This window comes from Pseudoalteromonas fenneropenaei (assembly GCF_042643375.1).
Taxonomy (GTDB): Bacteria; Pseudomonadota; Gammaproteobacteria; order Enterobacterales; family Alteromonadaceae; genus Pseudoalteromonas; species Pseudoalteromonas fenneropenaei.
In genome coordinates, this window is the sequence record NZ_JBHRSD010000006.1 from 131,524 (window position 1) to 154,715 (window position 23,192).

General features: G+C 44.9%; 20 protein-coding genes. 15 read left to right on the forward strand and 5 right to left on the reverse strand.

Going from position 1 to position 23,192, the window contains the following annotated elements:
* The first annotated feature begins 33 nt into the window (after window positions 1-33).
* Both ACFOEE_RS03575 and ACFOEE_RS03580 read left to right on the forward strand, forming a co-directional pair.
* A complete protein-coding gene (locus ACFOEE_RS03575) occupies window positions 34-2,001 on the forward strand; it encodes a RecQ family ATP-dependent DNA helicase (protein ID WP_377120992.1) in 1,968 nt (655 codons plus the stop codon).
* Between the two features lie 205 nt (window positions 2,002-2,206).
* Window positions 2,207-3,397, forward strand: coding sequence for an anhydro-N-acetylmuramic acid kinase (locus ACFOEE_RS03580; protein ID WP_377120994.1), 1,191 nt, complete (start codon window positions 2,207-2,209; stop codon window positions 3,395-3,397).
* Window positions 3,398-3,425: 28 nt separating this feature from the next.
* On the opposite strand, the gene ACFOEE_RS03585 is transcribed toward ACFOEE_RS03580, so the two are convergent.
* From ACFOEE_RS03585 to ACFOEE_RS03605, 5 genes are all read right to left on the reverse strand, one after another.
* Window positions 3,426-3,893, reverse strand: coding sequence for a hypothetical protein (locus ACFOEE_RS03585; RefSeq protein WP_377120996.1), 468 nt, complete (start codon window positions 3,891-3,893; stop codon window positions 3,426-3,428).
* A gap of 217 nt (window positions 3,894-4,110) precedes the next feature.
* On the reverse strand, window positions 4,111-6,063 hold the full coding sequence (locus ACFOEE_RS03590; RefSeq protein ID WP_377120998.1) for a methyl-accepting chemotaxis protein: 1,953 nt from the start codon (window positions 6,061-6,063) through the stop codon (window positions 4,111-4,113).
* Between the two features lie 154 nt (window positions 6,064-6,217).
* On the reverse strand, window positions 6,218-7,525 hold the full coding sequence (locus tag ACFOEE_RS03595) for a sigma-54-dependent transcriptional regulator (protein ID WP_377121000.1): 1,308 nt from the start codon (window positions 7,523-7,525) through the stop codon (window positions 6,218-6,220).
* The gene (locus ACFOEE_RS03600; RefSeq protein WP_377121002.1) at window positions 7,522-8,067 is read right to left on the reverse strand and encodes a hypothetical protein; all 546 of its coding nucleotides are present in this window, start codon (window positions 8,065-8,067) and stop codon (window positions 7,522-7,524) included. Before ACFOEE_RS03600 ends, ACFOEE_RS03595 begins: the two co-directional genes overlap by 4 nt.
* Window positions 8,064-9,548, reverse strand: a complete 1,485-nt coding sequence (locus tag ACFOEE_RS03605) for a sensor histidine kinase (RefSeq protein WP_377121004.1) — start codon at window positions 9,546-9,548, stop codon at window positions 8,064-8,066. The genes ACFOEE_RS03600 and ACFOEE_RS03605 overlap by 4 nt, the downstream gene beginning before the upstream one ends.
* A 273-nt stretch (window positions 9,549-9,821) precedes the next feature.
* Between ACFOEE_RS03605 and ACFOEE_RS03610 the strand changes: the two genes are divergently transcribed.
* The 13 genes from ACFOEE_RS03610 to ACFOEE_RS03670 form a co-directional block, all read left to right on the forward strand.
* The gene (locus tag ACFOEE_RS03610) at window positions 9,822-10,052 is read left to right on the forward strand and encodes an EF-hand domain-containing protein (RefSeq protein WP_377121007.1); all 231 of its coding nucleotides are present in this window, start codon (window positions 9,822-9,824) and stop codon (window positions 10,050-10,052) included.
* A 143-nt stretch (window positions 10,053-10,195) separates the two neighbouring features.
* Window positions 10,196-10,417 (forward strand): crotonobetainyl-CoA--carnitine CoA-transferase, encoded by a 222-nt coding sequence (locus tag ACFOEE_RS03615; RefSeq protein ID WP_377121009.1) that lies wholly within the window; start codon window positions 10,196-10,198, stop codon window positions 10,415-10,417.
* A 10-nt stretch (window positions 10,418-10,427) separates the two neighbouring features.
* Window positions 10,428-10,643 carry an EF-hand domain-containing protein gene (locus ACFOEE_RS03620; protein WP_377121011.1) on the forward strand — a complete coding sequence of 72 codons (216 nt, stop codon included), beginning with the start codon at window positions 10,428-10,430 and terminating at the stop codon, window positions 10,641-10,643.
* 182 nt (window positions 10,644-10,825) lie between these two features.
* Window positions 10,826-11,542 carry a hypothetical protein gene (locus ACFOEE_RS03625; protein ID WP_377121013.1) on the forward strand — a complete coding sequence of 239 codons (717 nt, stop codon included), beginning with the start codon at window positions 10,826-10,828 and terminating at the stop codon, window positions 11,540-11,542.
* Between the two features lie 31 nt (window positions 11,543-11,573).
* Window positions 11,574-12,218 (forward strand): aspartyl/asparaginyl beta-hydroxylase domain-containing protein, encoded by a 645-nt coding sequence (locus ACFOEE_RS03630; protein ID WP_377121015.1) that lies wholly within the window; start codon window positions 11,574-11,576, stop codon window positions 12,216-12,218.
* A 55-nt stretch (window positions 12,219-12,273) separates the two neighbouring features.
* Window positions 12,274-12,576, forward strand: coding sequence for a DUF6916 family protein (locus ACFOEE_RS03635; protein WP_377121017.1), 303 nt, complete (start codon window positions 12,274-12,276; stop codon window positions 12,574-12,576).
* Window positions 12,577-12,585: 9 nt separating this feature from the next.
* A complete protein-coding gene (locus ACFOEE_RS03640) occupies window positions 12,586-13,131 on the forward strand; it encodes a phage tail protein (protein WP_377121019.1) in 546 nt (181 codons plus the stop codon).
* Window positions 13,132-13,141: 10 nt separating this feature from the next.
* Complete coding sequence (locus tag ACFOEE_RS03645) at window positions 13,142-13,660, forward strand: phage tail protein (protein ID WP_377121021.1); 519 nt, start codon at window positions 13,142-13,144, stop codon at window positions 13,658-13,660.
* Window positions 13,661-13,701: 41 nt separating this feature from the next.
* Window positions 13,702-14,220 carry a phage tail protein gene (locus ACFOEE_RS03650; RefSeq protein ID WP_377121023.1) on the forward strand — a complete coding sequence of 173 codons (519 nt, stop codon included), beginning with the start codon at window positions 13,702-13,704 and terminating at the stop codon, window positions 14,218-14,220.
* Between the two features lie 178 nt (window positions 14,221-14,398).
* Entirely contained in the window at window positions 14,399-15,691 is a 1,293-nt protein-coding gene (locus tag ACFOEE_RS03655; RefSeq protein WP_377121025.1) for a S8 family serine peptidase, read from the forward strand.
* Between the two features lie 39 nt (window positions 15,692-15,730).
* Window positions 15,731-16,252: a GNAT family N-acetyltransferase gene (locus ACFOEE_RS03660; protein WP_377121027.1), complete on the forward strand. Its 522-nt coding sequence runs from the start codon at window positions 15,731-15,733 to the stop codon at window positions 16,250-16,252.
* Window positions 16,253-16,282: 30 nt separating this feature from the next.
* Window positions 16,283-17,398, forward strand: coding sequence for a TIGR03032 family protein (locus tag ACFOEE_RS03665; RefSeq protein ID WP_377121029.1), 1,116 nt, complete (start codon window positions 16,283-16,285; stop codon window positions 17,396-17,398).
* 208 nt (window positions 17,399-17,606) lie between these two features.
* On the forward strand, window positions 17,607-23,192 hold a 5,586-nt coding region (locus tag ACFOEE_RS03670), incomplete at its 3' end, for a beta strand repeat-containing protein (RefSeq protein ID WP_377121031.1).

Sequence of the window (23,192 nt, forward strand, 5' to 3'; positions counted from 1 at the left end):
GCGTCACTTTGTTGAACAACTTGAGACCACCTAATGGAACATGGCAGCTCGCTGGATAAAAGCTTAAATCAACATTTTGGATTTTCCAGTTTTCGTGAGGGACAGCAAGAGACAATTTCTCATCTTGTGGCTGGGCACAGTGCGCTGGCAATATTTCCGACCGGATCTGGGAAATCCTTGTGTTATCAACTGACAGCTCTGCTGCTGCCGCATTTAACTTTGGTGGTCTCACCTTTATTGGCTTTGATGCAAGATCAAGTGGCGTTTTTACAGCAAAAAGGCATTGCAGCTGCAAGCCTTGATAGCACCCAAGACAAAGCCGAGCAACAGCGTATTACTCAAGCGGTGCAACAAGGGCAGCTGAAGATATTAATGATCTCAGTCGAGCGGCTGAAAAATGAGCGTTTTCGCTTATGGTTACGGGGCATTCGTATTTCGTTGTTGGTGGTAGATGAAGCGCACTGTATTTCTGAATGGGGTCATAACTTTCGCCCAGATTATCTGAAATTACCTCACTATCAGCAGGAATTTGCCATTCCCCAAGTATTGCTATTAACTGCCACGGCCACGAAGAAAGTAAAACTGGATATGGCGGCGCGTTTTAATATTGCTGCAGAGCATATTGTACAAACTGGGTTTTATCGTAAAAACCTTGATTTGAGCGTTGTGGCTATTCCTGATCAAGATAAAATTGCCTACCTTATCAAAGCATTGTCTCGATCGCCGGGCGCTGCCATAGTTTATGTCACGTTACAGCAGCAAGCTGAAGCTGTTGCCAAGCAGTTACAAGCAGCAGGACTTGGCGCCCGAGCTTATCATGCGGGTATGAACGATGAGGCAAGACGTAGTGTGCAGGCGGACTTTATGGCCGACCGGGTGCAGATTGTAGTTGCCACCATTGCTTTTGGTATGGGCGTGGACAAGGCTAATATTCGTGTTGTTGTCCATCATGATTTACCTAAATCACTCGAAAATTACGCGCAGGAGATTGGCCGTGCAGGCCGTGATGGTGCACTCTCGCATTGTATCGTGCTGGGTAACCTCGATGGCCTCAATACCCTAGAAAACTTTATTTATGGTGATACGCCCGAGCCGGACAACATCGCCGCCTTGTTGACTGACATAGCAACGCAAAGTGAGGCTGGGCTTTGGCAAATGGTAGATAGCCGCTTGGCAAGCCAAACCGATATTCGCATTTTAGCGCTCAAAACTTTGTTGGTGCAGCTCGAACTGCGCGGGGTGTTAACAGCTCAATACGCTTACTATGCGGAGCTGCGGTTTAAGCTGCTGGTCAGTGAAAAGCAATTATTTGCTCAGTTTGATAGCGCGCGCCAAAGTGTGCTGCAACAAATTTTTGCGTATTGTGAACACAAACGCAGTTGGTCAACGGTAGATGTTACGGGCCTATTGCAAAGCGGTAGCATTACCCGCGATACCTTACTGGCGGCGCTCGAATACTTACAAGAGAAAAGTTTACTGGAGTTGGAAAGCAAAACTTTAACTCAAGTGTATCAAGTTAATCAGCAGAAGTTGGCCGATCCTGATTTAAAAGCGCAGTTGGCAGATTATTTCTTAACTAAAGAACACAGTGAACTTAATCGGATTGCCTTGATGCTCCGCTTTTTCCAATCAAACCGCTGTTTAAGCAGAAATTTGTGCGATTATTTTGCCGACCAACAAGGTCCAACTCAGTGCGGTCATTGCTCTGTATGTCGTGGTAAAGTGGTGGTGTTTAAACAATATGTTGAACCTACTCAAGTGAGCGATGAGGCTATCCGCGAAGCGGTGTTTGGTCTTAACAAACTCCTAGCGCAAGCTGGGGATAAAGCCTCTCCTATGCTTAGAGTGCGCTTTTTAGCTGGCACCGTGACACCAAAAATGACGCGCTATAAAATTAAGCAACTCCCAGGTTTTGCTGCTTGCCAAAGCTGGCGTGGGGAAGTGATTTCAGCCACCTTAAAGCGCTTGGGGTTATTGGGCGTGACATCCCAAGGCGAATAAAGTGTGCTTGAGGCAGGTAGGCTAGTTAAGTTCGTTAATTTGTCGCATTAGTCTAATTAAATTCAGCCTAAGTGCATGGCCAATATGGCATTTAGATTCAATCCCTAAATTAAAAAATGTGGGTCTGGCCTAAGCTTGCGACGGAGCTTGCTATCGGTCATCATGCCCACATACGTGTGGCTCACCCATCAAGGAGTTTTTAGTTATGCACCCACATCTTAAACGCTTAAGCCAGTGCGCTGATGCGCCACACCGTCTAATTATAGGCTTGATGAGCGGCACTTCGTTAGATGGCTTAGATGTCGCGCTGTGTCGACTTACTGGGTGTGGCAATCAAACTCAGTGCGAACTCTTGGCATTTGAAACCCTGGCCTATAGTCAGGACGAAAAAGCGACCATACTCAGTGTGTTTTCTAAAGCTGAGGTGTCACTCCAACAGCTGACTTTAGTCAACGCTTGGCTTGGGCGTTTACATGGCGAAATGGTCAATAGCTGTCTTGCCAAGTGGCAAGTGGACGCCCAAACGGTTGATTGTATTGCCAGTCATGGTCAAACCATATTTCACTGTCCGAAGCACCAGCACGGCTTGGCACAATTTGGTCACGCCACTTTGCAAATTGGTGATGCAGACCATTTAGCCGTAACGACGGGGATCACCACCTTAAGCGATTTTCGCCAAAAGCATATTGCGGTTGGTGGGGAAGGTGCACCGCTAGCAATTTATGGCGACCATTTGTTATTCAGCGACGCCACTGAACACCGTGTATTACTTAACCTTGGCGGTATTGCGAATTTAACTTTGTTACCGGCCAATGGGGCACTTGAGTCTGTGCTTTGCTCAGATCTCGGGCCTGCCAACACTATGATTGATGCTTACGTACGCACCCATCTTGCTTTACCTTATGATAAAGACGGCGCTTTGGCTCGTGCTGGCAGCGTCCACCAAGAGTTACTTGCGGCGCTTTGCAACCATGACTTTTGCCATCGTGCATTGCCTAAATCCACAGGCCCTGAAGTGTTTAATCTCGCATTGTTGGCGCAAGCCCAAGCGCAAACCAATACCACGTTGCTCTCGCATCAGGATGTGGTTAGCACTTTAACGGAATTTTCTGCTTGGCTGGTGGCAGAGGCTATCTCTGAGCTTGCGTTACAAAGGCCAAATCTAAGTGTTTACGCCAGTGGTGGTGGTGCATCTAATCCTGAGTTAGTGGCGCGTATTATTGCGCGTCTTGATAAGCGTATTCACTTTACCACCACATCTCAGTTGGGAGTTAACCCCGATGCCAAAGAAGCGATTTTGTTTGCACTGCTGGCAAACGAGAGTTTGTGCGTACCAAGACAAGGCGAAGCGTCGGTATTAAACGTGGCGATGGGTAAAATCAGTTTTCCAAGCTAAATCTAATCGCATAGAAAACGTTAACCTTCTAAAAAACAGAGAGAAAAGCGACAACGCAGTGCGCAGCGTGCCGCTTAACTCTACTGATCCAAGGGGAACTAAGGGACGAGGCGGATGGCACAGAGCCACTCGACTCAACGGCTAATACCGTGACTGAGAAGCTATTGCTGTTTTTAATCGCGCCATGGCGACCATGTAAATTCAATTGCAACACATATTCACCCGATAAACCGCTTCCCGCCAGCTGCATTGCCACGGCTTTGGCATTGAGCAATGCCTCATTAATAGTTACGGTTGCACTGAAATTGCTGCGCCGTGATTTTACCGCGGTAGCATTGACAACCAGTTGATCTCCCAAAGCTGCATCAAAAGGTAATTCACATTCACAATGCAATGTGCCGCCCTCTGCAATAAAACGCGGTGGATAAATTGGGGTATGATCAAATTTGACATGGTGACGTGCGCTGGGGGCAGTAAAACCAGCTTTGTCAGCCATGACGCCGTCAAACAACATCTGCAACTAACCGAGTAAATATACTAATTTATGTTAGCTATGATGACGCAACAAGATGACACTATTATGACAAAATACCTATTTTAACAATAGTTGATGTTAATAAAGTAAGCGGTTTGTATTGACTTCCTCGCTAATAGCTTGTTCAAACAAGCTATTAGCGAGGAAGTCATGCTGTCAGAGCAGGCTTGAAGGCGAGTTAATCAATATGGAAACGGCCGACCAATTGGTCCAGCGCATTGGCCAGTTCCACCAGCTGTTCAGCACCGTGCGACAGTGCATCGGTTGCCGCGCCCACTTGTTGCACCGAAGCACTTACACCTTGGATCTGCCTATGGGTGTCGCCCGCAGCTTGCCCTTGCTGGTCAGCTTCACGAGAAATATCTCCGATGATGCGTTTGACCGAAGAAACTGAACGGGCAATGTCATCAAACGCTTGATGGGCTTGTTCTGATTCTGCAATTGCCTGCTTCGACTCGCCGACACTTTGTGTCATTTGCTGCGAAACATGCCGAGTACGTTCAATAAGCTTAGTCAATACCTGTTCAATTTCTTGGGTAGCATCGTGTGAGCGCTGTGCTAAGGTACGTACCTCATCCGCGACCACGGCAAAACCTCGACCTTGTTCGCCCGCTCTAGCAGCTTCAATGGCGGCATTGAGCGCGAGGAGATTGGTTTGCTCTGCAATAGCGCGGATCACGCCAAGAATATTGGTGATGTTGTTACTTTCGCTTTCAAGTTGATCCATGGCTTTAGCCGACACACTCAGCGATTCATTGAGCTTTGCTACTTGAGTTACTGTACCGCTTATCAGATGGTTACCTTTTTGCGTATGGTTGTCGGTAGCGTTGATTTCAGCCAGCGCATCTTGGCAACTACTACTGACATTTTGCGCCATTTGCTCAACGGACTGCGTTGTATCGGCAGCTTCTTGAGCGGAGCGGGCCTGATGATGGCTTTGTTTACGGATGTCATTTATCTGATTTTGTGATTTATGCGACTCAGCGTTGAGGGTCTTGGCATTGGTTTGGATATCTCGAACTAGCGTATTGATAGAATCTAAAAACTGATTAAACCAGGCTGCCAGCTCGCTTATCTCGTCTTTGCCTATGACTTTGAGGCGTTTTGACAGGTTGCCTTCTCCTTGGGCAATATCACGTAGCCCCTCAGACACCATTTCGATTGGATAAACAATTTTATTCGCCATAATCACAGCGATAAAAGCAAATAAGATCAGCATGATAACGGCAATGCCACCGATACTTGCCGACATACTGTAAGCGGATTCAAGAATTTCATCGGTTTCAATTACCGCAATAAACTGCCAATTTAAGGCTTTGGAGCGGTATACCTCGGCATCGAGGTCTTTTTTACCTTCTGTAACTACAAAACTCACTTTACCTTGATTGGCTTTGATGGCTTGATAAAGCGGGGTGTCTATGTCGTTAATATGTTTGAAGTTATTGGCCTTATTTCGCGGGTCGGCAAGTACCGTACCATCTCCAGCCAACAGAATAAGGTAACCAGTGCGGCCAAATTTGATATTGGCGACGATATCCGTGAGTGTTGCAAGTGTAACATCAAGCGATTGCACGCCAACAAACGCGCCATTGCGTTTAATCGCCGTTGCGACCGACACCATAGCTTGGCCTGTTACCCCTTGATACGGGTCGGTTACCACAACCTCACTGCTGGAGTTTTTCACCGCTTGATACCAAGGGCGTTTACGTGGGTCATAGTTACCCAAAGGCTCTGCCGGAAACTGCAAAAACCCGCCTTGCTCAGTACCTAAGTACACAAATAACAGTTCTTTATGGGTTTCGCCAAAAGACTGATAGAGCTTAAAGATTTCCGCTTCTTCTGGGGTATCTTGAAGTGGCGCCATAGGCTTTTCAGGGCCAAAATACTGCGTGGTGGAGGATGGTACTTGTTTAACAACGGGGCTTGCGGCTAAAAAGCGGGCGTTACTCTTCATTTGGTCAAAGAACATAATGAAGGTGTTTTCAACTTGTGCAATCTCACTTTGCGAGGTTTCATAAAAGCGTTCCAGCGATTCACGCTTAGTCTGTGAAATACTCACAATTGAAATAGCCAAGATTGGTACTATTACTGTCAGCACGAAGCTGATAATGAGCTTTTTGCGCATTCTCATCGTTGCACTCCACCGCTTATATTTTGTTGTTGTCGGCAAAAGTATAACCCAAAATTTACAAATGACGCTTTGATTTACAACATTTATTCGAAAAGGAAAGGAGTGCAAGCAGGTAGAGCAGCTGGGCGGCATAAACAGCCACCCAGTTTTAGGATTAGCAAGGAATATTATGTTTTTTCAAAAGTTTATAAAAATCAGAACGGTTGCGTTTGGCCAGCTTCGCCGCTTCCGCAACGTTACCTTGACATAAGCTCATGACTTTCTTGATATAGTCTAGTTCAAACTGCCGTTTAGCGTCATTGAGTCCCGGAAACTCCTCCGCCTGTTGTCCAGGTAAAGCGGCCCTTACGGTATTTTCGCTAATTAGTTTACCTGCGGTGAGTGCTACACAGTGTTCAATGACATTGCTCAGCTGGCGAATATTACCGGGCCAGCGGTAATTAAGAAGTGCCGTCATGGCAGCTGGGGCAAACTGCTTGTCCGCCAGTTTATGTAAAAAGTGATTAGCTAGATAAGGAATGTCCTGCGGGCGCTCGCGCAGCGCTGGTAAAGTAACTGATACCACGTTGAGGCGATAGTACAAATCTTCACGGAATTGACCTTGTTGCACCGCTTGCCACAAGTCTTTATGGCTTGCAGATAAAAACCTCACGTTGATTTTGCTCTCGTGTTGGCTACCCACCGGCCTTACCTTACGCTCTTGCAAGACCCGCAGTAGCTTGACTTGCAGCTCTAGCGGCATGTCGGCAATTTCGTCTAAAAATAAGGTGCCGCGGTCAGCACTTTGCACTAAGCCTAGCTTATCTTGCGTGGCGCCCGTAAATGCCCCCTTAACATGGCCAAATAACTCTGACTCAAGGAGTTGTGCGGGCACTGCACCGCAGTTAATAGCGACAAAAGGGCCGCCAGCCATTTGGCTGGCACGGTGAATGGCGTTGGCGGTGACTTCCTTACCTGTGCCACTTTCCCCTTGAATGAGCACATTAGCGTGACTTTGTGCCAGCGTTGCCAATTTATGCGCCAGTTGGTGCATGGCTTCACTTTGATAATATAAGCCGTAAAACTCGCCACTTTGCTGACTTAAAGTCGCTTGCTGACGGCCTTTAAGGCAGGTCGCCAAGGTGTCTTGAAGTGCTTGGGTGTCGATAGGTTTAGTTAAGAAACCTGCCATACCTTGTTGGGTGGCTTGAACTGCATCAGGGATTGAGCCGTGTGCTGTCATCATCACCACAGGGAGGCCGGCAAAACGTTTGCGGATCTCAGTAAACAGCGCCATGCCGTCCATGTTTGCCATGCGCAAGTCAGTTAACACTAAGTCGAAGTGCTGTTGTTCTAATTGCTGTAAAGCCAAAGTGGCACGATGAGCGGTACTGACCTCATAGCCAAAGCTTCCAATACGAATGGCTAACAGTTCACTGAAATCAACATCGTCATCTACCACCAAAATACGCGCTAAGCTCATTGTGTGCCTCCTGCTGGTGGTAGTTGAGGTTGTGTGCTGTCCTTTAAGCGTGCTTGCTCAATTTGCGCCAGTTGCTGCTTAAGTGCTTGCAACGCTTGTTTGTTGGCCGCGGCATTGGCGGATAACGTGTTGATCTGCTCTTTTAACAGATTGATCTGCGCACTTTGTTTAACCGCGGCGTCGAGCTGCTGCGCCATTAACTGAAAGTAATACTGATAACTTTGTGGCCAGTTTGGCAACTTGGTGATTTGTTCCAGCAGCAGCTGGCGCTTTATTAACTTGCGGCTGTTGCAGTATTCTTCGAAAAAGTTCTGTAGTTCAGCTTGGCGCTCAAAACGTGCATTAAAATCAATCGCGCTGTGATTGCAACTGGCGTGATGCCAAGCGATCACTGTATCTAGTGGCGCGAATTGGAGCGCATTGCTCTGCGCAGGCCCTACAAACTCTGGTGTGGCTGGTGAGTCAAAGCTGCTACAGCCGCTCACCAGTACCAGCCAAAGGAGACCTGGAAACTTTAAGATGTGTTTACTTCGGGTGGTCATTGCGGAACTCCTGATGACGTTTGTGGTGTTGCACTTGGCGTCAAATGATAAGTGAAATCTATCGCGATATCGCCTCCTTGGCCTGGCACTATTTGGCATTGGCCGCCGAGAGCAATGGCGCATTCAGCTACAATTGCTAATCCAAGACCTGTGGCAAAGCTACTATTATGTGTTTCGTTTTCATCGCGGTAAAAAGGTTCAAAAGCGCGTTCTGCGGCCGTTTCGCTAAAACCTCGGCCATCATCCAACACACGGATCTGGCATTGGGCAATGTTGTCTTGGCGACTGAGTACGCAAATTTGTACTTGAATTTGGCTGTTGGCAAATTTTAAGGCATTGCTTAACAGTTGTGTAAGCGCCAGTTTGCACGGTAAATAGGGCAAGGTTTGAATTTCAGGCGAAATCGTCCAATGTATTTCCACTTCGTGGCTGCGTTGTTGTTCCGTAAAATATTGCACTAATTCGGCTTGTAGCTCACTGACCGCCTTTGCTTCACCTTGTCCACCCAAGCGCGCTATGCTGCTGTAAGTCAGCAAATCTTCAATCAGGCTTTTTAAATGCGTTGATGAACGGGTGATAATACCAAGTACCCGCAGCTGCTGAGCAGTGAGCGGACCCAGCACTTCACCACTGAGTAAGCTGCTGCCCTCTACAATCGACGCTAGCGGCGTTTTTAACTCATGGCTGACATGGCGTAAAAAGGTTTCCTTTTCTTGCTCTTGGCGAATAAGCGCGATGCGCAACCAGTCTAAGCGTTTACCTAGCTGCTGCAATTCATGGCTACCACTGAGTGAAATGGGTTCTTGCCAGTGCCCTAGGCCAAGTTGCGTGGTGGCATTTTCAATTGCGAAGAGCTTATCGCTGAGCCGTCTGACCAAAAATAGGCTCATCACAATCAGCACCGGAATAAGTAGCGCAAAACCAGTAAAGAAAGTAATGCGGGTTTGCTCAAACGCATCGTGCTGTTTATTGAGGTTTACGCTCAGGAAGGTGCGAATACTCGTGCTAAGTTGTTCAAATTGGCTGTTTATTTTTAAAAAGTCAGGTGCCGTCTGGCTGTCTTCAGGGAGGTTAGCCATAAACTGTTGCCATTTAGCAACAAGCGCTGGTTTGTCGGTGTGGGATTTTAGCAACAACGCAGATTTTTTTATTTCCTGCCATTTCGCCTGAATCGTTTCCGATAAGGCGTTGTCTTGTAGCAGTTGGTTGTTCATTTGGGCTTTTTCAAGATTACTTAAGGTGTCTCTTAATGCTCGTAGACTCACTTCAACACTATGATTTTCAATGTAAATTCTATTTACGTCAGAAGATGCTTGATTTAAAGAATAAGCAAACCACAAAGTCAATAGGATAAGTGGGATAGTTGCAGCAAAAATGGCAAATTGCGCTTGTTGTACCAAAGATCGAGAAATTAGCGATTTTTTTTCTTCGCCGAGGCGTTTCAGCCAATTTAGCCGCTTTAAATTAAAGCCAGTTAGCATCGCAATCTTATCCTTTCATTTTTGCTGTTGCATTTTTGCGACAGCTTAACTTGTTGATTTTAAACAACTCACATCTTCAGTGGTATTTTGCTGTTGCTATTTGGCAACAACTAGACTTAATCAAAACTGAATTAAATCCCACTTATTTTTATAACTTATTGTTTTTTATATTGAAATAAAAAGTGGCATCGTTCTTGAGATAGTTAACTCGAAGCGAATTGAGCGGGTATCACAATTCTAGTTACCTGACTCCCACATTAGAAGGAAAGTCATATGAAAACAGTAACGAAAACTCTAGTCGCTGCAGCTGGATTAACACTGGCGTTAACAAGCCAAATGAGTATGGCGCAAAGCGAATTCGAAAAGTACGACGTTGATGGTAATGGTGCCATTAGTTTGAGCGAATCGAAAGCGAATCCAGTGCTAATGGCACAATTTAAAGACTTAGACGTTGACAACAGCGGCGAGTTAAGTGAAGCCGAGTTTGCCAATTTCAAAGGCTAAAGACGTTAAGTGCTAACGGAAAAGGCGGGACATGGAAGTCTTTTTATTCAGCCGTCAAGTCAGGATGCTTTTTACAGGTGGAGAATCCACCCTGACATGATGGTTCAAAATTGAACGATTATCGCAATATTGAGGAATTTAAGATGAAAATCACCACAACTTTAGCAACAACCCTAGGTTTATTAGTAAGTGCAGTGGCATTCGCTGCAAGCGTTAACTTCGCTGATTTAGACACAGATAAAAACGGCACACTTTCAGTGGCAGAAGCAAGCGTAGTTGCTGCACTCGCTGAACAGTTCGAAAAACTTGACCTAGATAAAGATGGTCAATTGACTGAAGCCGAATTTGCTAACTTTGCCGAGTAAGGAGCACCCTATGAACAAGCTAACTCAACTACTAGCAGTATCAGCAGTACTAGCAAGCAGCGCAGCTATGGCAGCAGACTTTGCTGACTATGACCTCGATAAAGATGGCTACATCAGCCAAAGCGAAGCGAAAGTGTCTGAAACTTTGACTCAGATCTTCGAACGCTTAGACCGTGATGGTGATGGCAAGCTGTCTGTTGAAGAATTTAAAGATATCGAATCTTAATCTTTCTTTCCACAATACGCGAATCCTTTCAAGCCGCTAAGTTTCACTTAGCGGCTTTTTAGTTATTTTATTTTTTACTCGAAATGATTTCGTTAACATATTGTAATTATTGGCTTTGTAATGTGCTGTAATTCGCAATTAGAACTAAGTATAGTAATAATCGCAAAAAAGGAGCCATTTCAATGCAAAGACGTTCATTTTTATCGTTCGCTACTACCTTAGCTGGTGTAGCCTGTTTATATAGTCAATCTGGGTTTGCATTATCACTTGCAAACAACAAACTTAACCAATCTACGCAGCGTTGGTCTTTAAAACAATTCGCTGCATTAGGAATAAAAGTCCCTCAAAAAGCAATTACTACCGTGGACAATATGGAAATAAGTGTAAATTGTCCGCCGTTAATCGTCCGTCAATATGATACACGTCTTTATGTTTACTATGACCTCCAGGCTGCTATATATGTTTACGACTTAAATGGAGTATTACTCAAAACCATACCTTTGCTTGAACAGGTAAAAGGACTTAAAGATTTTGCTGTTGATTTGAATCGGCAAGTACTTTTGCTTGTAGAGCGAGGAAGTGAAGCAATTCGTATGGTTGACTTTGACCTACAAGAGTTGCAAAGGATCTACCTTGAACCAGCCCCGACACACTCCACCACACAGCTGCCCAGATCGCTAACAATAGATGCGTTGGATCGCCTGCATATTGTTTTTGAACAACAATCTGAAATTTTTGTTTACAGTATGTCAGGTGCATTTTTATTCACTTACTTGCCGCAAAATCAAAACCAGCTGCTACGCTTAAGTAGCATTGACGGGAATGAGCAAATAGTCATCAGTGGTGGAGTGTTTAACGATCGACAGATAATCAAAACTGTTGATGGGGAAGCGTTTTAATAAATAATAATGTAAGGCAAGGACAGAAGAAGTGATAGATAAAGAAGTATCTTTTGTAAAGCTGCCCATTCAACTTGATGCAAATGACTGGCAGCATGATTTAGCTAAACTGAAAAACAGCACTGCTTGGATAGCGCATGTCAATAAGCAATGTTATCAAGGAAATTGGTCTGCGTTAGCGCTCACTTCCTTGCAAGAGCATGTCCATGCTCATCCAATTATGCAGACGTTTTCAATTGAAAATGGTAAAGGGACTTGGTGTGACTTACCCGTGTTACAAGAATTGCCCGCATTATTAAAAATTTTACGTAGCCTACCATTTAAATATCAATCAGTTAGAGCGATGCATTTGGCTCCCGGTGCAAGTATTTTCCCCCATCGTGATAGGGGGTTAACTTATTCCAATGGCTGCGCACGTTTGCATATCCCATTGCAATATTCAGACCGAGTCCATTTTATGGTTAATGACAAATTGATGCCTATGCAAATAGGGGAGATTTGGTACTTCAACGCGGATCAAATTCATAGTGTAGAAAATCAGAGTGATGAAGACCGCATTAACTTAGTGATTGATTGTACCGTAAATGATTGGTTAAAAGCGGTGTTGTCTGGGGTGCAAACATCTAGTTCTAACACGAGTATTGAGAAATGTATTGAACAAAGCGAGTTACTGTAATTCGCCTTGGCAATAGTAGTAAGTATTTGAAACTTGATTAACAAAGGACGATGCAATGGAGAAATACACTTTTGAAACACTCAGTACATTGCTGGGGCAAACGTTACAAACAAAAGTTGATGGTATTGATATAGAGGTTGAAATTTCGGACGTAGCGCGTACGGCAACGCATGGTGAAAAATGGGATGCTTTTGCGCTTTATTTAAAGCACCAAAACGACGATGTGGTTTTTAATCAAGGTACCTATGAATTTAGCCATCCAGATTTGGGGACTACACAGTTGTTTGTTTCGCCAAACTCTCATGAAGAATTAGAAATAATTTTTTCACGCCGAATTCAACCTAAGTCAGAGCAATAAGGAATCACTATGGAACCATACGTTGGTAATATTCAGATGTTTGCGTGTACATTTGCACCTCACAATTATGCTTTTTGTGATGGTAGTCAAATTACCATTTCGCAGAATCCCGCACTTTACTCACTACTCAGTAATACATTCGGAGGTAATAATACCTCCTATTTTAACATACCTGATCTGCGAGGAAGAATGCCGATACACCCCGACCCTGTTCATGGTCTGGTACAAGGCACAAAAGCGGGAATGGAGACTGTATCGTTAACGCTTGCTCAGCTACCTACCCATAACCATACAGTTCAAGTAACGATTCAAGACGCTGACACAGTTCGGCCTAATACTCCCAATGGTTCTCAACCTGCCATTTTTGCGCCTGTGCTTGAAAATGCTTTACCAGCCTACGGACCACTTGGTAATAATACGGCGACACTAAGCTCATTTACGCTTTCAGAAGAACCTGATAGCAATGATACAGGGGCACCGCATAACAATCTTCAACCAAGTACAGTAATTAATTTTTGTATTGCTTTACAAGGTTTATACCCGCAACGCAATTAAGGAAAGTAATATGTCAACTCGTTTTATGTCAGAAATTACATTATTTGCTGGAAATTACGCACCTCAGCAGTGGGTATATTGTTATGGAACAATTTTAGCAATATCAGGAAATGAGGCACTTTACTCATTGATCGGCACAAACTATGGTGGTGATGGCCGCAGCAGCTTTGGCCTGCCAGACTTACGTGGGCGTGTGGCGGTTGGAAATGGTACTGGCCCTGGGCTCACACCAAGGGGGCTTGGACAAATGTTTGGTGCAGAAACCGTGACATTGGATTCGACCCAGATACCTGGGCACAGCCATAATTTTATTGTTTCGACGAGTGCTGCAAGTGCAATGTCACCGCAAGGAAATGTCTTAGCGTCAGCCGACCAATATGTAACGGTTCAATCATCAGATAATCTGTTCCCAATGAAAAATAGCGCTATTGGCTCAACTGGGGAAGGGGCTGCGCACAATAATATGGCCCCCTTTTTAGCACTTAACTTCATTATTTGTACTGCGGGCGTGTACCCTCCAAGAAACTAATTAAGGAATTAACCATGAGTGAAGCATTTTACGGTGAGATTATGATGTTACCATACACATATTCCCCTTACGGTTGGGCCTACTGCAATGGTCAGCTGATGTATATTGCCCAAAATCAAGCCTTGTATGCTGTGATTGGGCCTATGTATGGAGGTGATGCTAGGACGACATTTGCAGTGCCTAAATTACAGGGGTGTTCTCCTATTTCTGCTGGTACAGGCCTAGGATTGACGCCAAGACCACTCAGTTACGGTGGTGGTTATGGTACCTGTGCATTGAATTATACGCAAATGCCAGCGCACACCCACCAGCTATATGGTCAAATAGGGTCAGCGTCGGTGTCTGATCCAATCAATGCGGTGCCGAGTATCTTAAGAGACAACGCCGCGAGTCCACCTACTACGATACCTAGATACAATAAGACCGACGATCCGGACACCTATATGGATGAAGGAGCATTATCTTACGCTGGAACAAGCGCCCCGCACGAAAATAGGCAACCCTATTTGGCGCTAAACTTCTGCATATGTATAGAGGGTGTGTTCCCGATGAGAAATTAATTTTTATCTCGAGTAGGTAGAAGTCGAAAGACATCTTAGTAGCTAGACTTCTGCCTGTTAAGCTTTTGATTTGAAAAAATCATACCTCAAAAGTTAACACGCTCTATTGCTATTAGAGGGACCAACTTTGTTTTTTAGTTGTATGCGCCTAAACGTGGCGAAATTTTAATTGGTTACAATGAAAAATATACTGTTAATTTTGATTTTACTGTCGCCGATTTTCTTACATGGAGAAGAAAGCTGGCCCAGTAAGCTTGTTGTTGATTATCGAAGTAACCCAGTAACATTACATTTAGTTGAGGTTAGTGACGGCTTTCCACATTATACACACCCCAAATTAAACGGCTTTTTGTTGCGGATAGCGGGGCGTTTGCTTGTTAAGCATGAGAAAACACTAAACTTATCTAACTTAGATGATTTTAAAGATACGCCACAAATGCCTATCTTGAAGCTGAATGACCACACCATGTGGACTGTAGTGCAGTTATCAAACCCCCAAGCGGTAATAAATGCAATGGTAAAATTAAGGCACGTCCCTGGTGTTCTATTGGCGGAGCCGGACTTTCTTCAGCTCAAAATTACAGCCGCGCGTGGTGAAAAAGCGCGTAGCGAAAGTAACGAGACCAGATATACCGCGCCCCAAAACTATGTACGTACAGTGCTTAACATCAAGGAATGGCCGCTTTTGGCTGGGGAGAATGTCAATATAGCCGTCATCGACAGCGCATTTAATATATATGACGACTCGTTAAACATACCTAAGATTATACTCAATTATAATGTTCATCGCCGAGAGCGTATTGACAAAGCCAGAATAGAGCCAAGAACTATATTTAATGACCCTTATCATGGCAATGCGAGTTTGTCGTTGCTGTGGGGAGTGGGCGAGCAGGCAAAAGGGCTGGCACCGCAAGCGTCAGCGATTTTAATTGAGCGTGCTGTAAACTGGAGCTCTGATTTAGCATTAGCATTACAACTTGCTCAATCAGCAGGGGCAGATATTATTGCATGCCCATGGACGTTGCGTTTTACGCCGCAAATTGTCTCAGATGCTTTAGATGCATTAACTACGATGGGCCGTGAGGGTAAAGGTGCGATTGTGGTTGCCGCTGCCGGCAATCAATATTTTAATATTGATGATTCGCTGAGTTTTGCTGCTGAGCCGAACGTGTTAGTAATCAATGCATTGAGTAACGGACAGCTTTGGCCAGCGCAAAAAAAGCAGTTTAATGCCATATTACCTGTGCCTTACCTTATAAATTTTCAAGGGCGCACCCTGTCGTATTCAGGGACTTCGTCCGCCAGTGTGGCTGTATCGGGTGTAATAGCGAGTTTACTAAGCATTGATCCTGCGCTTTCTCGCCAAGAGATCGAGGATTTGTTACGCAAGTTCTCATCCCCTGAGCTTGAGGTACAAGAGTTAGTTAAATATGTCGTTGCAGAATCTAAAAGTAATAGAAACCACAATTAATAGATTAGTTAATTGCATGAGTGCTAGAAGGAAATGGATATGAATTACAATCAGTTAAAATTACCTGCGGGTCTGCATGTTAGACCTGCAGTGGCAAAAGATAAGGTGTTTTTAGCGCAGCTCCATAACGAAAAACGGGACGATTTACGTTTAATTCAAGGCGAAAAAGATTTTGTCGAATCAATTATAGCTATGCAGCTCAATGCGATGGATCAGGGGTATGGGGAGCAATTCCCCAACGCCTTGTATTTTATAATTGAATACTATAATGAGGCGGTTGGTCGCGCAGTATTGGATTTTGAACACAATAGGGTGCATTTAATTGATATTGCGTTTTTACATAAAGCGCGGGGACATGGTTTAGGTGAGGCGGTGCTGCGGTCGTTTATGTATTCAGCGAGTCAGTTAAAGGTGCCAATGCATTTATCGGTACAGCAATTAAATGTTGCCGCAAAGCGGTTGTATTTAAAACTTGGTTTTAAAACAGTTGAAATTACAGCACCTTATGAGAGAATGATGTGGTACCCCCAAGCAATCGTAAATAGCCAAGCTTTTACCTAAAAAGACAACAATACTAAGATGGAGAGGTAGGTGTTGAATAGTACGGACCTAGATGATTCTGAAATAGCTGCAGCTCCGGACACCTTGAGCACATTTGCAGTTAAGTATTGCGAGCGATTTGCGCCATTATTAAAAGCCATGAATGCGAGCTTATTGTTAAGCTCCTATAGTGCAAATAGTTTGGTTGTTTTGAGTAGTAGTGATGGTGTTGAAATCCAAGTAACTTCAGTGTTTGTCCCGCGCCTACTGGGTATCGCTCTCAACGCAAAACAAGATGAATTAACGCTGGCCGCGTATGGTCAACTGTTGCAGTATCGTCGAGTTGAAAATCCAAGTGCCCATAAAGCCTTAAATGAAGTTGCTAAAAATAGCGACACCATATTTTTGCCAAGTAGCTCTGTAGTGACAGGGTTTTTAAACACTCATGATATGGCATACACCGCCGACAATTTGTTGTTTGTAAACAGTAGTTTTAGCTGTATTGCGGCGGTGAAGGTAGGTAAAAGCTTTGCACCAATTTGGCAACCTCCCTTTATTTCTGAGCTTAAACCGGAAGACCGCTGTCATCTCAACGGTATGGCTCTTGAAAATGGCCAACCTGCCTTTATTAGCAGTTTTACCACCAGTGACAAACCCAACTCATGGCGTAGTAAGAACAGCTTTACAGGGATTATTATGCGTGTAATGGATAATCAAATTGTCGCTGATGGTTTAAGCTTGCCTCATACGCCTCGCTTACACCAAGGTAAGCTGTACTTTTGTGAATCTGGTGCTGGTAAGTTGTGGTGTATTGATAATCCATATGCAGATAATCGAGAAGAAATGCGTTTAACGTGTGTTGGTGAATATCCGGGATTTACCCGAGGGTTAAAATGTCTTGGTGACCTCGCATTGCTTGGTTTATCTAGGTTAAGGCCAGCAAAAGATGGCAGCGAACGAAACACAGATATGCCGCTTTTGAACAAGCTAGATGACATCGCCAGCGGCGTATTGGCGATTGATTTACGTAGCGGAGAGGTGGTAGCGCAACTGCAATTTAGTGACGATGTGGCACAAATTTATGATCTTGAGCTGCTTGCTGATAGCGTTGGCCCGCATATCTTTGCTTGGGATGCAGAAGAGGTGAGCCAAGTGTTTACTTTTTGAATTAATATATTATTGGCGTTGATGTAATGGTGTGTAATAGTTACAGCAAGATAATTATGTTACAACCAAAGTGGATATTTTTCTCATAACACCTATTTTTAAATAGGGTACTTATAATTATTAAGTGCTCTTGGGTAAGGGGTAGTTGTACAACTATGCTAATGCCCGCAAGGATTATGGTTACTAATTAAAAGCAACAGGATTCTCTATGTCGCAGTCATTTCGTGTCTCCCCGCTTGCCAGTGCAATTACAAGTTTAATTGAACAGTCTCAGCAATCTTCGGATAAAAGTTTAGCACCAAGGTCAATGGCAACGCCGTCATTGCTTACCTTTGCAATGGCTGGGGCTATGATGTGGCATGCACAGCCGGTACAAAGTGCAGAGTTGCAGATTGTCGAATCTGCAGATGCCGAAATGCGACATCTGATGGAGGACAAAGCGGCGGCAACGGCTAAATTTGATTTAGATGCTTTTTTAAGCGCAGCAAAGCGCTTCAATCAGAAATCAAAGTTAATAAAAACCACAATGGGACAATTGACAAATACATTTAGTTACGAAAGTCCAAGCCCTGTATTTATTGGAGGCGCGAAAGCGCTGGCAAAAACCAATGCTGCGGCTGATCCACGTTGTATCAGTAATGTTTGTTGGTATACTGGCAATTCCATTTATCCGGCATGTAACAGCGATGCAGACTGCCAAGGTGACTCTCCTCCAACAGCAAGTAACGTATCCTTTAGCGGTAACTTACAAGTAGGGCAGACATTAACTGGATCTTATACCTATGCCGATGCAAACGGTGATACCCAAAGCGGTACTACGTTTAAATGGTACGCTTCTAATAATTCTAGTGGTTCAGGTAAAACTGCGATTAGTGGTGCTACATCACAAACTTTTACGCTTACCGCTAGCCAAGTCGGTAAGTTTATTAGTTTTGAAGTGACACCAAAGAATAGTAAGGCAACAGGGACAGCAGTATCAAGCGCAATTAACCCAACTGCGGTAACAGCGCCTGATAGCGCACCAACTGCAAGTGCCGTGTCTTTTAGTGGTACGCTAGCTGTTGGGCAAACCTTAACTGGTTCTTATACTTATAGCGATAGCGATGGTGATACGGAAAGTGGCACTACCTTTAAATGGTATGCCTCTGATAGCAGTGGTGGCGCAAACAAAGCCGCGATAAGCGGTGCAACGTCACAAACCTTCACGTTAACATCAAGCCAAGAAGGTAAATTCATCAGCTTTGAGGTAACACCGCAAAATGCTAACGCTACAGGGAGTGCTGTAGAAAGTAGCATTAATTCAACTGCCGTAAACAGTAAGCCAGTGGTGGATTTACAAGGCAGTGGTGGTAACGACACGACGGCTTCGTTTTCTGAGGGTAGCGGTGGGGTAAATATCGCGCCTTCTGCGAGTGTCACGGATGTCGATGGCGATACGATTACTTCAATTACAATAAGCTTATCTAACTCTCAGGGCGATACAGATGAGGGTATCTACATCTCTGGTTCGGCAATTGATACACTTAAAGGAACATCGGGCGCATCGGACGTAAATGGCTCGCTCGAAACCACGATTAGTAGCCTGAGTGCAACAACATCAGCAGTAGCGACTTTTTTACAATCTGTAAAATACAATAATAAAGCGAGCACCCCAAATACCACCGCAAGAACAATCACAGTTATCGTCAGTGATGGTACTAACAGCAGTACGTCACGTACCTCAACTATTAGTGTTTCAGATGTGAACGCAGCAAGTTCTACCGCTGCTAGTTTTAATACAACAACGGGCACGAACCTTTCACCTGCTATTATTTTTGGCAGTGGTGATGAAACACTGACGATAGCGAGTACCAGTCATATTACCGGCTCTACGGCAGATGGTGGCGCAGGAACGGATACTTTGTCTGTACCGACTGGTTCAGATTTAACTGGGTTCACCTCATTAACGAATTTTGAAACGTTAACCCCAGATAGTGGCGCGTCTGTTACCCTTTCTGAGACGCAGCATGAAGCTTTTACCACCATTAATGGTGCAGGTACGAATCAGTTCACCATTAGTAGTGCCGATGGCGATGGTTTGCTTTCAGGTGATGCCGACATTGAAACTTATGTGCTCAATGCCGCACTGACTTTCACTTTAGGTAGTGCATCACAAAACGTGACAGGGGGCAGTAGTGCTATAACGGTTAAAACCGGCGCAGTAACCGCATCTGGCACATTGGCTGGCAGTAGTAGCAGCGATACCTTAGAGCTGGCAAGTGGCGCAAATATCGCTGGTGCTACAGTAAGTGCATTTGAAACACTTTCGTTAGAGAGCGGCGCCTCAGTAACCATGACAGAAACGCAGCATGATAGTTTCTCCACTATTAGCGGTGCGGGCACAGAACAAATTACTATTTCTACCGCAACAGATGGTTTTACTGCCGCAAGCAGTATTGAAACTTACGTGTTAGGTGCAGCAAATACCGTCACTTTATCTAGCGCTAGTCAAAATATTACGGGTAGTTCTGGTAACGACACCATCAATGCGGGCAGCTTAACTATTACGGGTACCTTAAACCCTGCTGGTGGAACCGACACGCTCAGTCTTTCGAGCGGTGCTGATATCTCTAGTGCCACAATCGTTAATTTCGAAAACTTAACTTTGGCAAGTGGCGCCTCAGTAACCATGAAAGCCACTCACCCGTCAAAGTTTGCAGGTACAATCACCGCTGCGGGTAACGAAACTATTACCATTACCGGTGACGGCAGTTTTACCACGTTATCTAATATTGAAACTTTCTCAGTTAATGACGATTCAAGTAACAGCCGGACAATTACGCTTGGTGCAGCAGGTACTTCTGTTTCTGCCACGTCTTCGACGGACGCCATTACTTTTGATGTTGGATCATTAACATACACCGGCACGTTAACGGGGGAAAGCAGTGCTTCAGACACGCTCGCCATGTCTTCTAGCGCCAATATCACCTCTGCAACACTGAACAATATTGCCAATTTGACTTTAGCCAGTGGCGCCAATGTGTCCATGACAGCTTCGCAGCACAGTGCGTTTAGTGGAACCGTGACGGCGGCAGGCAGCGAAACAATAAACATTTCTGGTGACGGTAGTTTTACCACTTTCAGTGCAGTTGAGAATTATGATGTTGGCGATGACTCGACCAATAGCCGCACCATTACAGTAAGTAGCACGGTGAGCGTAACAGCAGGGTCATCAACGGACGCAGTAACATTCGCGCTGGGCGGTGCAAGTTACTCAGGCACTTTAATTGGCGAGGCTTCTGTTGCTGACACTGTGACTGTGTCGGACGGTGCTGATGTGAGCGGCGGTGGCTTTTTAAATATTGGCACACTGAGTTTACTTTCAGGTGCGAGTGTTGCAATCGACTCGGCAAATCTCAATGATTTCAGCTCATTCACAGGCTCTGGTGGCAGTGAAACGCTAAAACTAATGGATGGGGGGACTTTTGATTTCTCATCAGAGACAGTTTCTGCGATTGAAACTGTGGCCATAGGCACAAACAGTGCCTTTACCATTATGCTGACAGATAACTTTAATAGTGATGGCCAAGCTGTAGCAATCACGAATACTACGGGAAGTGCTATCACCAATGCGTTATCGATTAATGCTAGTGCATTTAGCGGTGATACGTTAAATATTAGCGCAACTGACCTAAATGGTAGTGATACCTTTGTTGGCGGTAGCGGTGCAGATACGTTACGCCCTGGTGACGGAACAGACTCGTTAACGGGTAATGGTGGCAACGACAACTTCATTGGTAGCGCAAGTAACCTTAACGGCGATACCATCACGGATTTGGCTATCGGCGATACCATCACAGTAACAGGCGTGACTGGATTATCTACGAGTAATGTGAGATTTAATGGTAACAGCACATTAGAAGTTGATACCAATGCAACGGACTTTAGCTCAGCTGAGATCTCGATATCGCTGACTAACTCACCGGGCAGCACGTTAGATTTTACGGTGGCAGACAGTGGCAGCGATACACTAATTACCCTTATTGCGTACAATGAAAAACCGACTTTCAGTAACTTAAATGGTACCTCTACCTTCACTGAAGGTGGCTCAGCCGTGGTTATTGATTCAGATGTTACAGTTGCCGACACTGAACTCGATGCACTTAACTCGAGTAATGGCAATTACAACAATGCGTCGTTAACTATAGTGCGTAGTGGCGGGGCAAATTCAGACGATGTCTTTGGTAATTCAGGGCTGTTATCAGCGCTGACGGAAAGCGGCACCTTTAGTTACAACAGTGTAGAAGTTGGCACAGTGACAACAAACTCGGCTGGTACCTTAAAGCTCACCTTTAACAGCAACGCAACGTCAGCGTTAGTTGATAGTGTGCTACAAACAATTACCTATTCGAATACGTCCGAAAATCCAAGCACCAGTGTCACGCTTAACTATACCTTTAATGATGGTACATCGAACAGCACAGGTACTAATCAAGCCTCGGTCACGATAACACCTGTAAACGATGCGCCTACTGATATTAGTTTAGATAATAGCTCAGTAGATCAATCTGATACTGCGGCCAATTATAATATTGGGGCGCTCTCAACCACGGACGTTGATGATAGTAGCTTCACTTATACGCTCACTACAGGCTCAAGTGCGAACGGTACATGTACCGCAAGTACAGGCAATGGTAGTTTCCAAATTAATGGCAGTAATTTAGAGGCCAATGCAGCACTCTCAGCCGGTAGTTATATCGTCTGTATTCAAACAGATGATGGTGATACAACGTTCCAAAAATCGTTTACGATTACTGTCAATGATAACGTTGCGCCAGATGCACCTTCAACGCCGGATTTAGTGGCAAGTTCAGATACGGGTAGCTCAGATACGGACAATATTACCAGTAACACCACGTTGACTTTCAGTGGTACGGCTGAATCTGGCAGTACGGTAAAACTCTATAGTAACCAACATGGTAGTACAGTGATTGGTTCCGGTACTGCGACAGGTGGAAGCTGGCAGATCACGACCACAACTACTTTGACAGCGAATGTAAATCATACTATTACTGCAACTGCAACCGATGCGGATAACAACGTGTCGAGCGCTTCGGCAGGCTTGAGTGTGACAATTGATAACACGGCGCCAAGTACGCTGAGTATTACCACACCGATTGAAACAGATGGTCAAATAAACGCCTCGGAAGACAATGATGTCTTGCTTGAGGGCACAGGTGCTGAAGCAAGTGCCAGTGTAACAGTATCTATTACTGATGGTAGTAATAGTGTCAGTCGTTCAGTTACTGCGGATGGTTCAGGTAGCTGGACAATTAGTGGTTCTGAGTTAGATGTAAGTTCATTGTCGAACGGTAGTTTAACTGTTAACGCAACACAAACAGATACTGCTGGAAATACATCTACGGCCGCTTCAACGACTGTGACTTTGGACAATGTTGCCCCATCCGTATCTATAAGTAGCAATAAAACAGCACTGCTTGATGGTGAAACAGCGACCATCACCTTTACGCTGTCTGAAAGCAGCACGACTTTCACTGAATCGGATGTCACGGTTGCGGGTGGCACGCTCTCGGGCTTTAGCGGCAGTGGTACCAGCTACACCGCAACCTTTACACCAACGGCGTCCAGCACCACAGCGGCAACCATAGATGTGGCCGCAGGGAAGTTTACTGATGCGGCAGGTAACAACAATACCGCAGCCACGCAAGTGTCGATGACAGTGGATACCGTGGTGCCGACCATTAGCATTGTGAGTGATAAAACCGCCTTAAAAGCGGGCGAAACAGCGGCCATT

What these genes read in the sequence shown, in the direction of transcription:
- ACFOEE_RS03575 (WP_377120992.1), top strand. Translation starts at nt 34, where the DNA reads ATGGAACATGGCAGCTCGCTGGATAAAAGCTTAAATCAACATTTTGGA.
- ACFOEE_RS03580 (WP_377120994.1), top strand. Translation starts at nt 2,207, where the DNA reads ATGCACCCACATCTTAAACGCTTAAGCCAGTGCGCTGATGCGCCACAC.
- ACFOEE_RS03585 (WP_377120996.1), bottom strand. Translation starts at nt 3,893, where the DNA reads ATGGCTGACAAAGCTGGTTTTACTGCCCCCAGCGCACGTCACCATGTC.
- ACFOEE_RS03590 (WP_377120998.1), bottom strand. Translation starts at nt 6,063, where the DNA reads ATGAGAATGCGCAAAAAGCTCATTATCAGCTTCGTGCTGACAGTAATA.
- ACFOEE_RS03595 (WP_377121000.1), bottom strand. Translation starts at nt 7,525, where the DNA reads ATGAGCTTAGCGCGTATTTTGGTGGTAGATGACGATGTTGATTTCAGT.
- ACFOEE_RS03600 (WP_377121002.1), bottom strand. Translation starts at nt 8,067, where the DNA reads ATGACCACCCGAAGTAAACACATCTTAAAGTTTCCAGGTCTCCTTTGG.
- ACFOEE_RS03605 (WP_377121004.1), bottom strand. Translation starts at nt 9,548, where the DNA reads ATGCTAACTGGCTTTAATTTAAAGCGGCTAAATTGGCTGAAACGCCTC.
- ACFOEE_RS03610 (WP_377121007.1), top strand. Translation starts at nt 9,822, where the DNA reads ATGAAAACAGTAACGAAAACTCTAGTCGCTGCAGCTGGATTAACACTG.
- ACFOEE_RS03615 (WP_377121009.1), top strand. Translation starts at nt 10,196, where the DNA reads ATGAAAATCACCACAACTTTAGCAACAACCCTAGGTTTATTAGTAAGT.
- ACFOEE_RS03620 (WP_377121011.1), top strand. Translation starts at nt 10,428, where the DNA reads ATGAACAAGCTAACTCAACTACTAGCAGTATCAGCAGTACTAGCAAGC.
- ACFOEE_RS03625 (WP_377121013.1), top strand. Translation starts at nt 10,826, where the DNA reads ATGCAAAGACGTTCATTTTTATCGTTCGCTACTACCTTAGCTGGTGTA.
- ACFOEE_RS03635 (WP_377121017.1), top strand. Translation starts at nt 12,274, where the DNA reads ATGGAGAAATACACTTTTGAAACACTCAGTACATTGCTGGGGCAAACG.
- ACFOEE_RS03640 (WP_377121019.1), top strand. Translation starts at nt 12,586, where the DNA reads ATGGAACCATACGTTGGTAATATTCAGATGTTTGCGTGTACATTTGCA.
- ACFOEE_RS03645 (WP_377121021.1), top strand. Translation starts at nt 13,142, where the DNA reads ATGTCAACTCGTTTTATGTCAGAAATTACATTATTTGCTGGAAATTAC.
- ACFOEE_RS03650 (WP_377121023.1), top strand. Translation starts at nt 13,702, where the DNA reads ATGATGTTACCATACACATATTCCCCTTACGGTTGGGCCTACTGCAAT.
- ACFOEE_RS03655 (WP_377121025.1), top strand. Translation starts at nt 14,399, where the DNA reads ATGAAAAATATACTGTTAATTTTGATTTTACTGTCGCCGATTTTCTTA.
- ACFOEE_RS03660 (WP_377121027.1), top strand. Translation starts at nt 15,731, where the DNA reads ATGAATTACAATCAGTTAAAATTACCTGCGGGTCTGCATGTTAGACCT.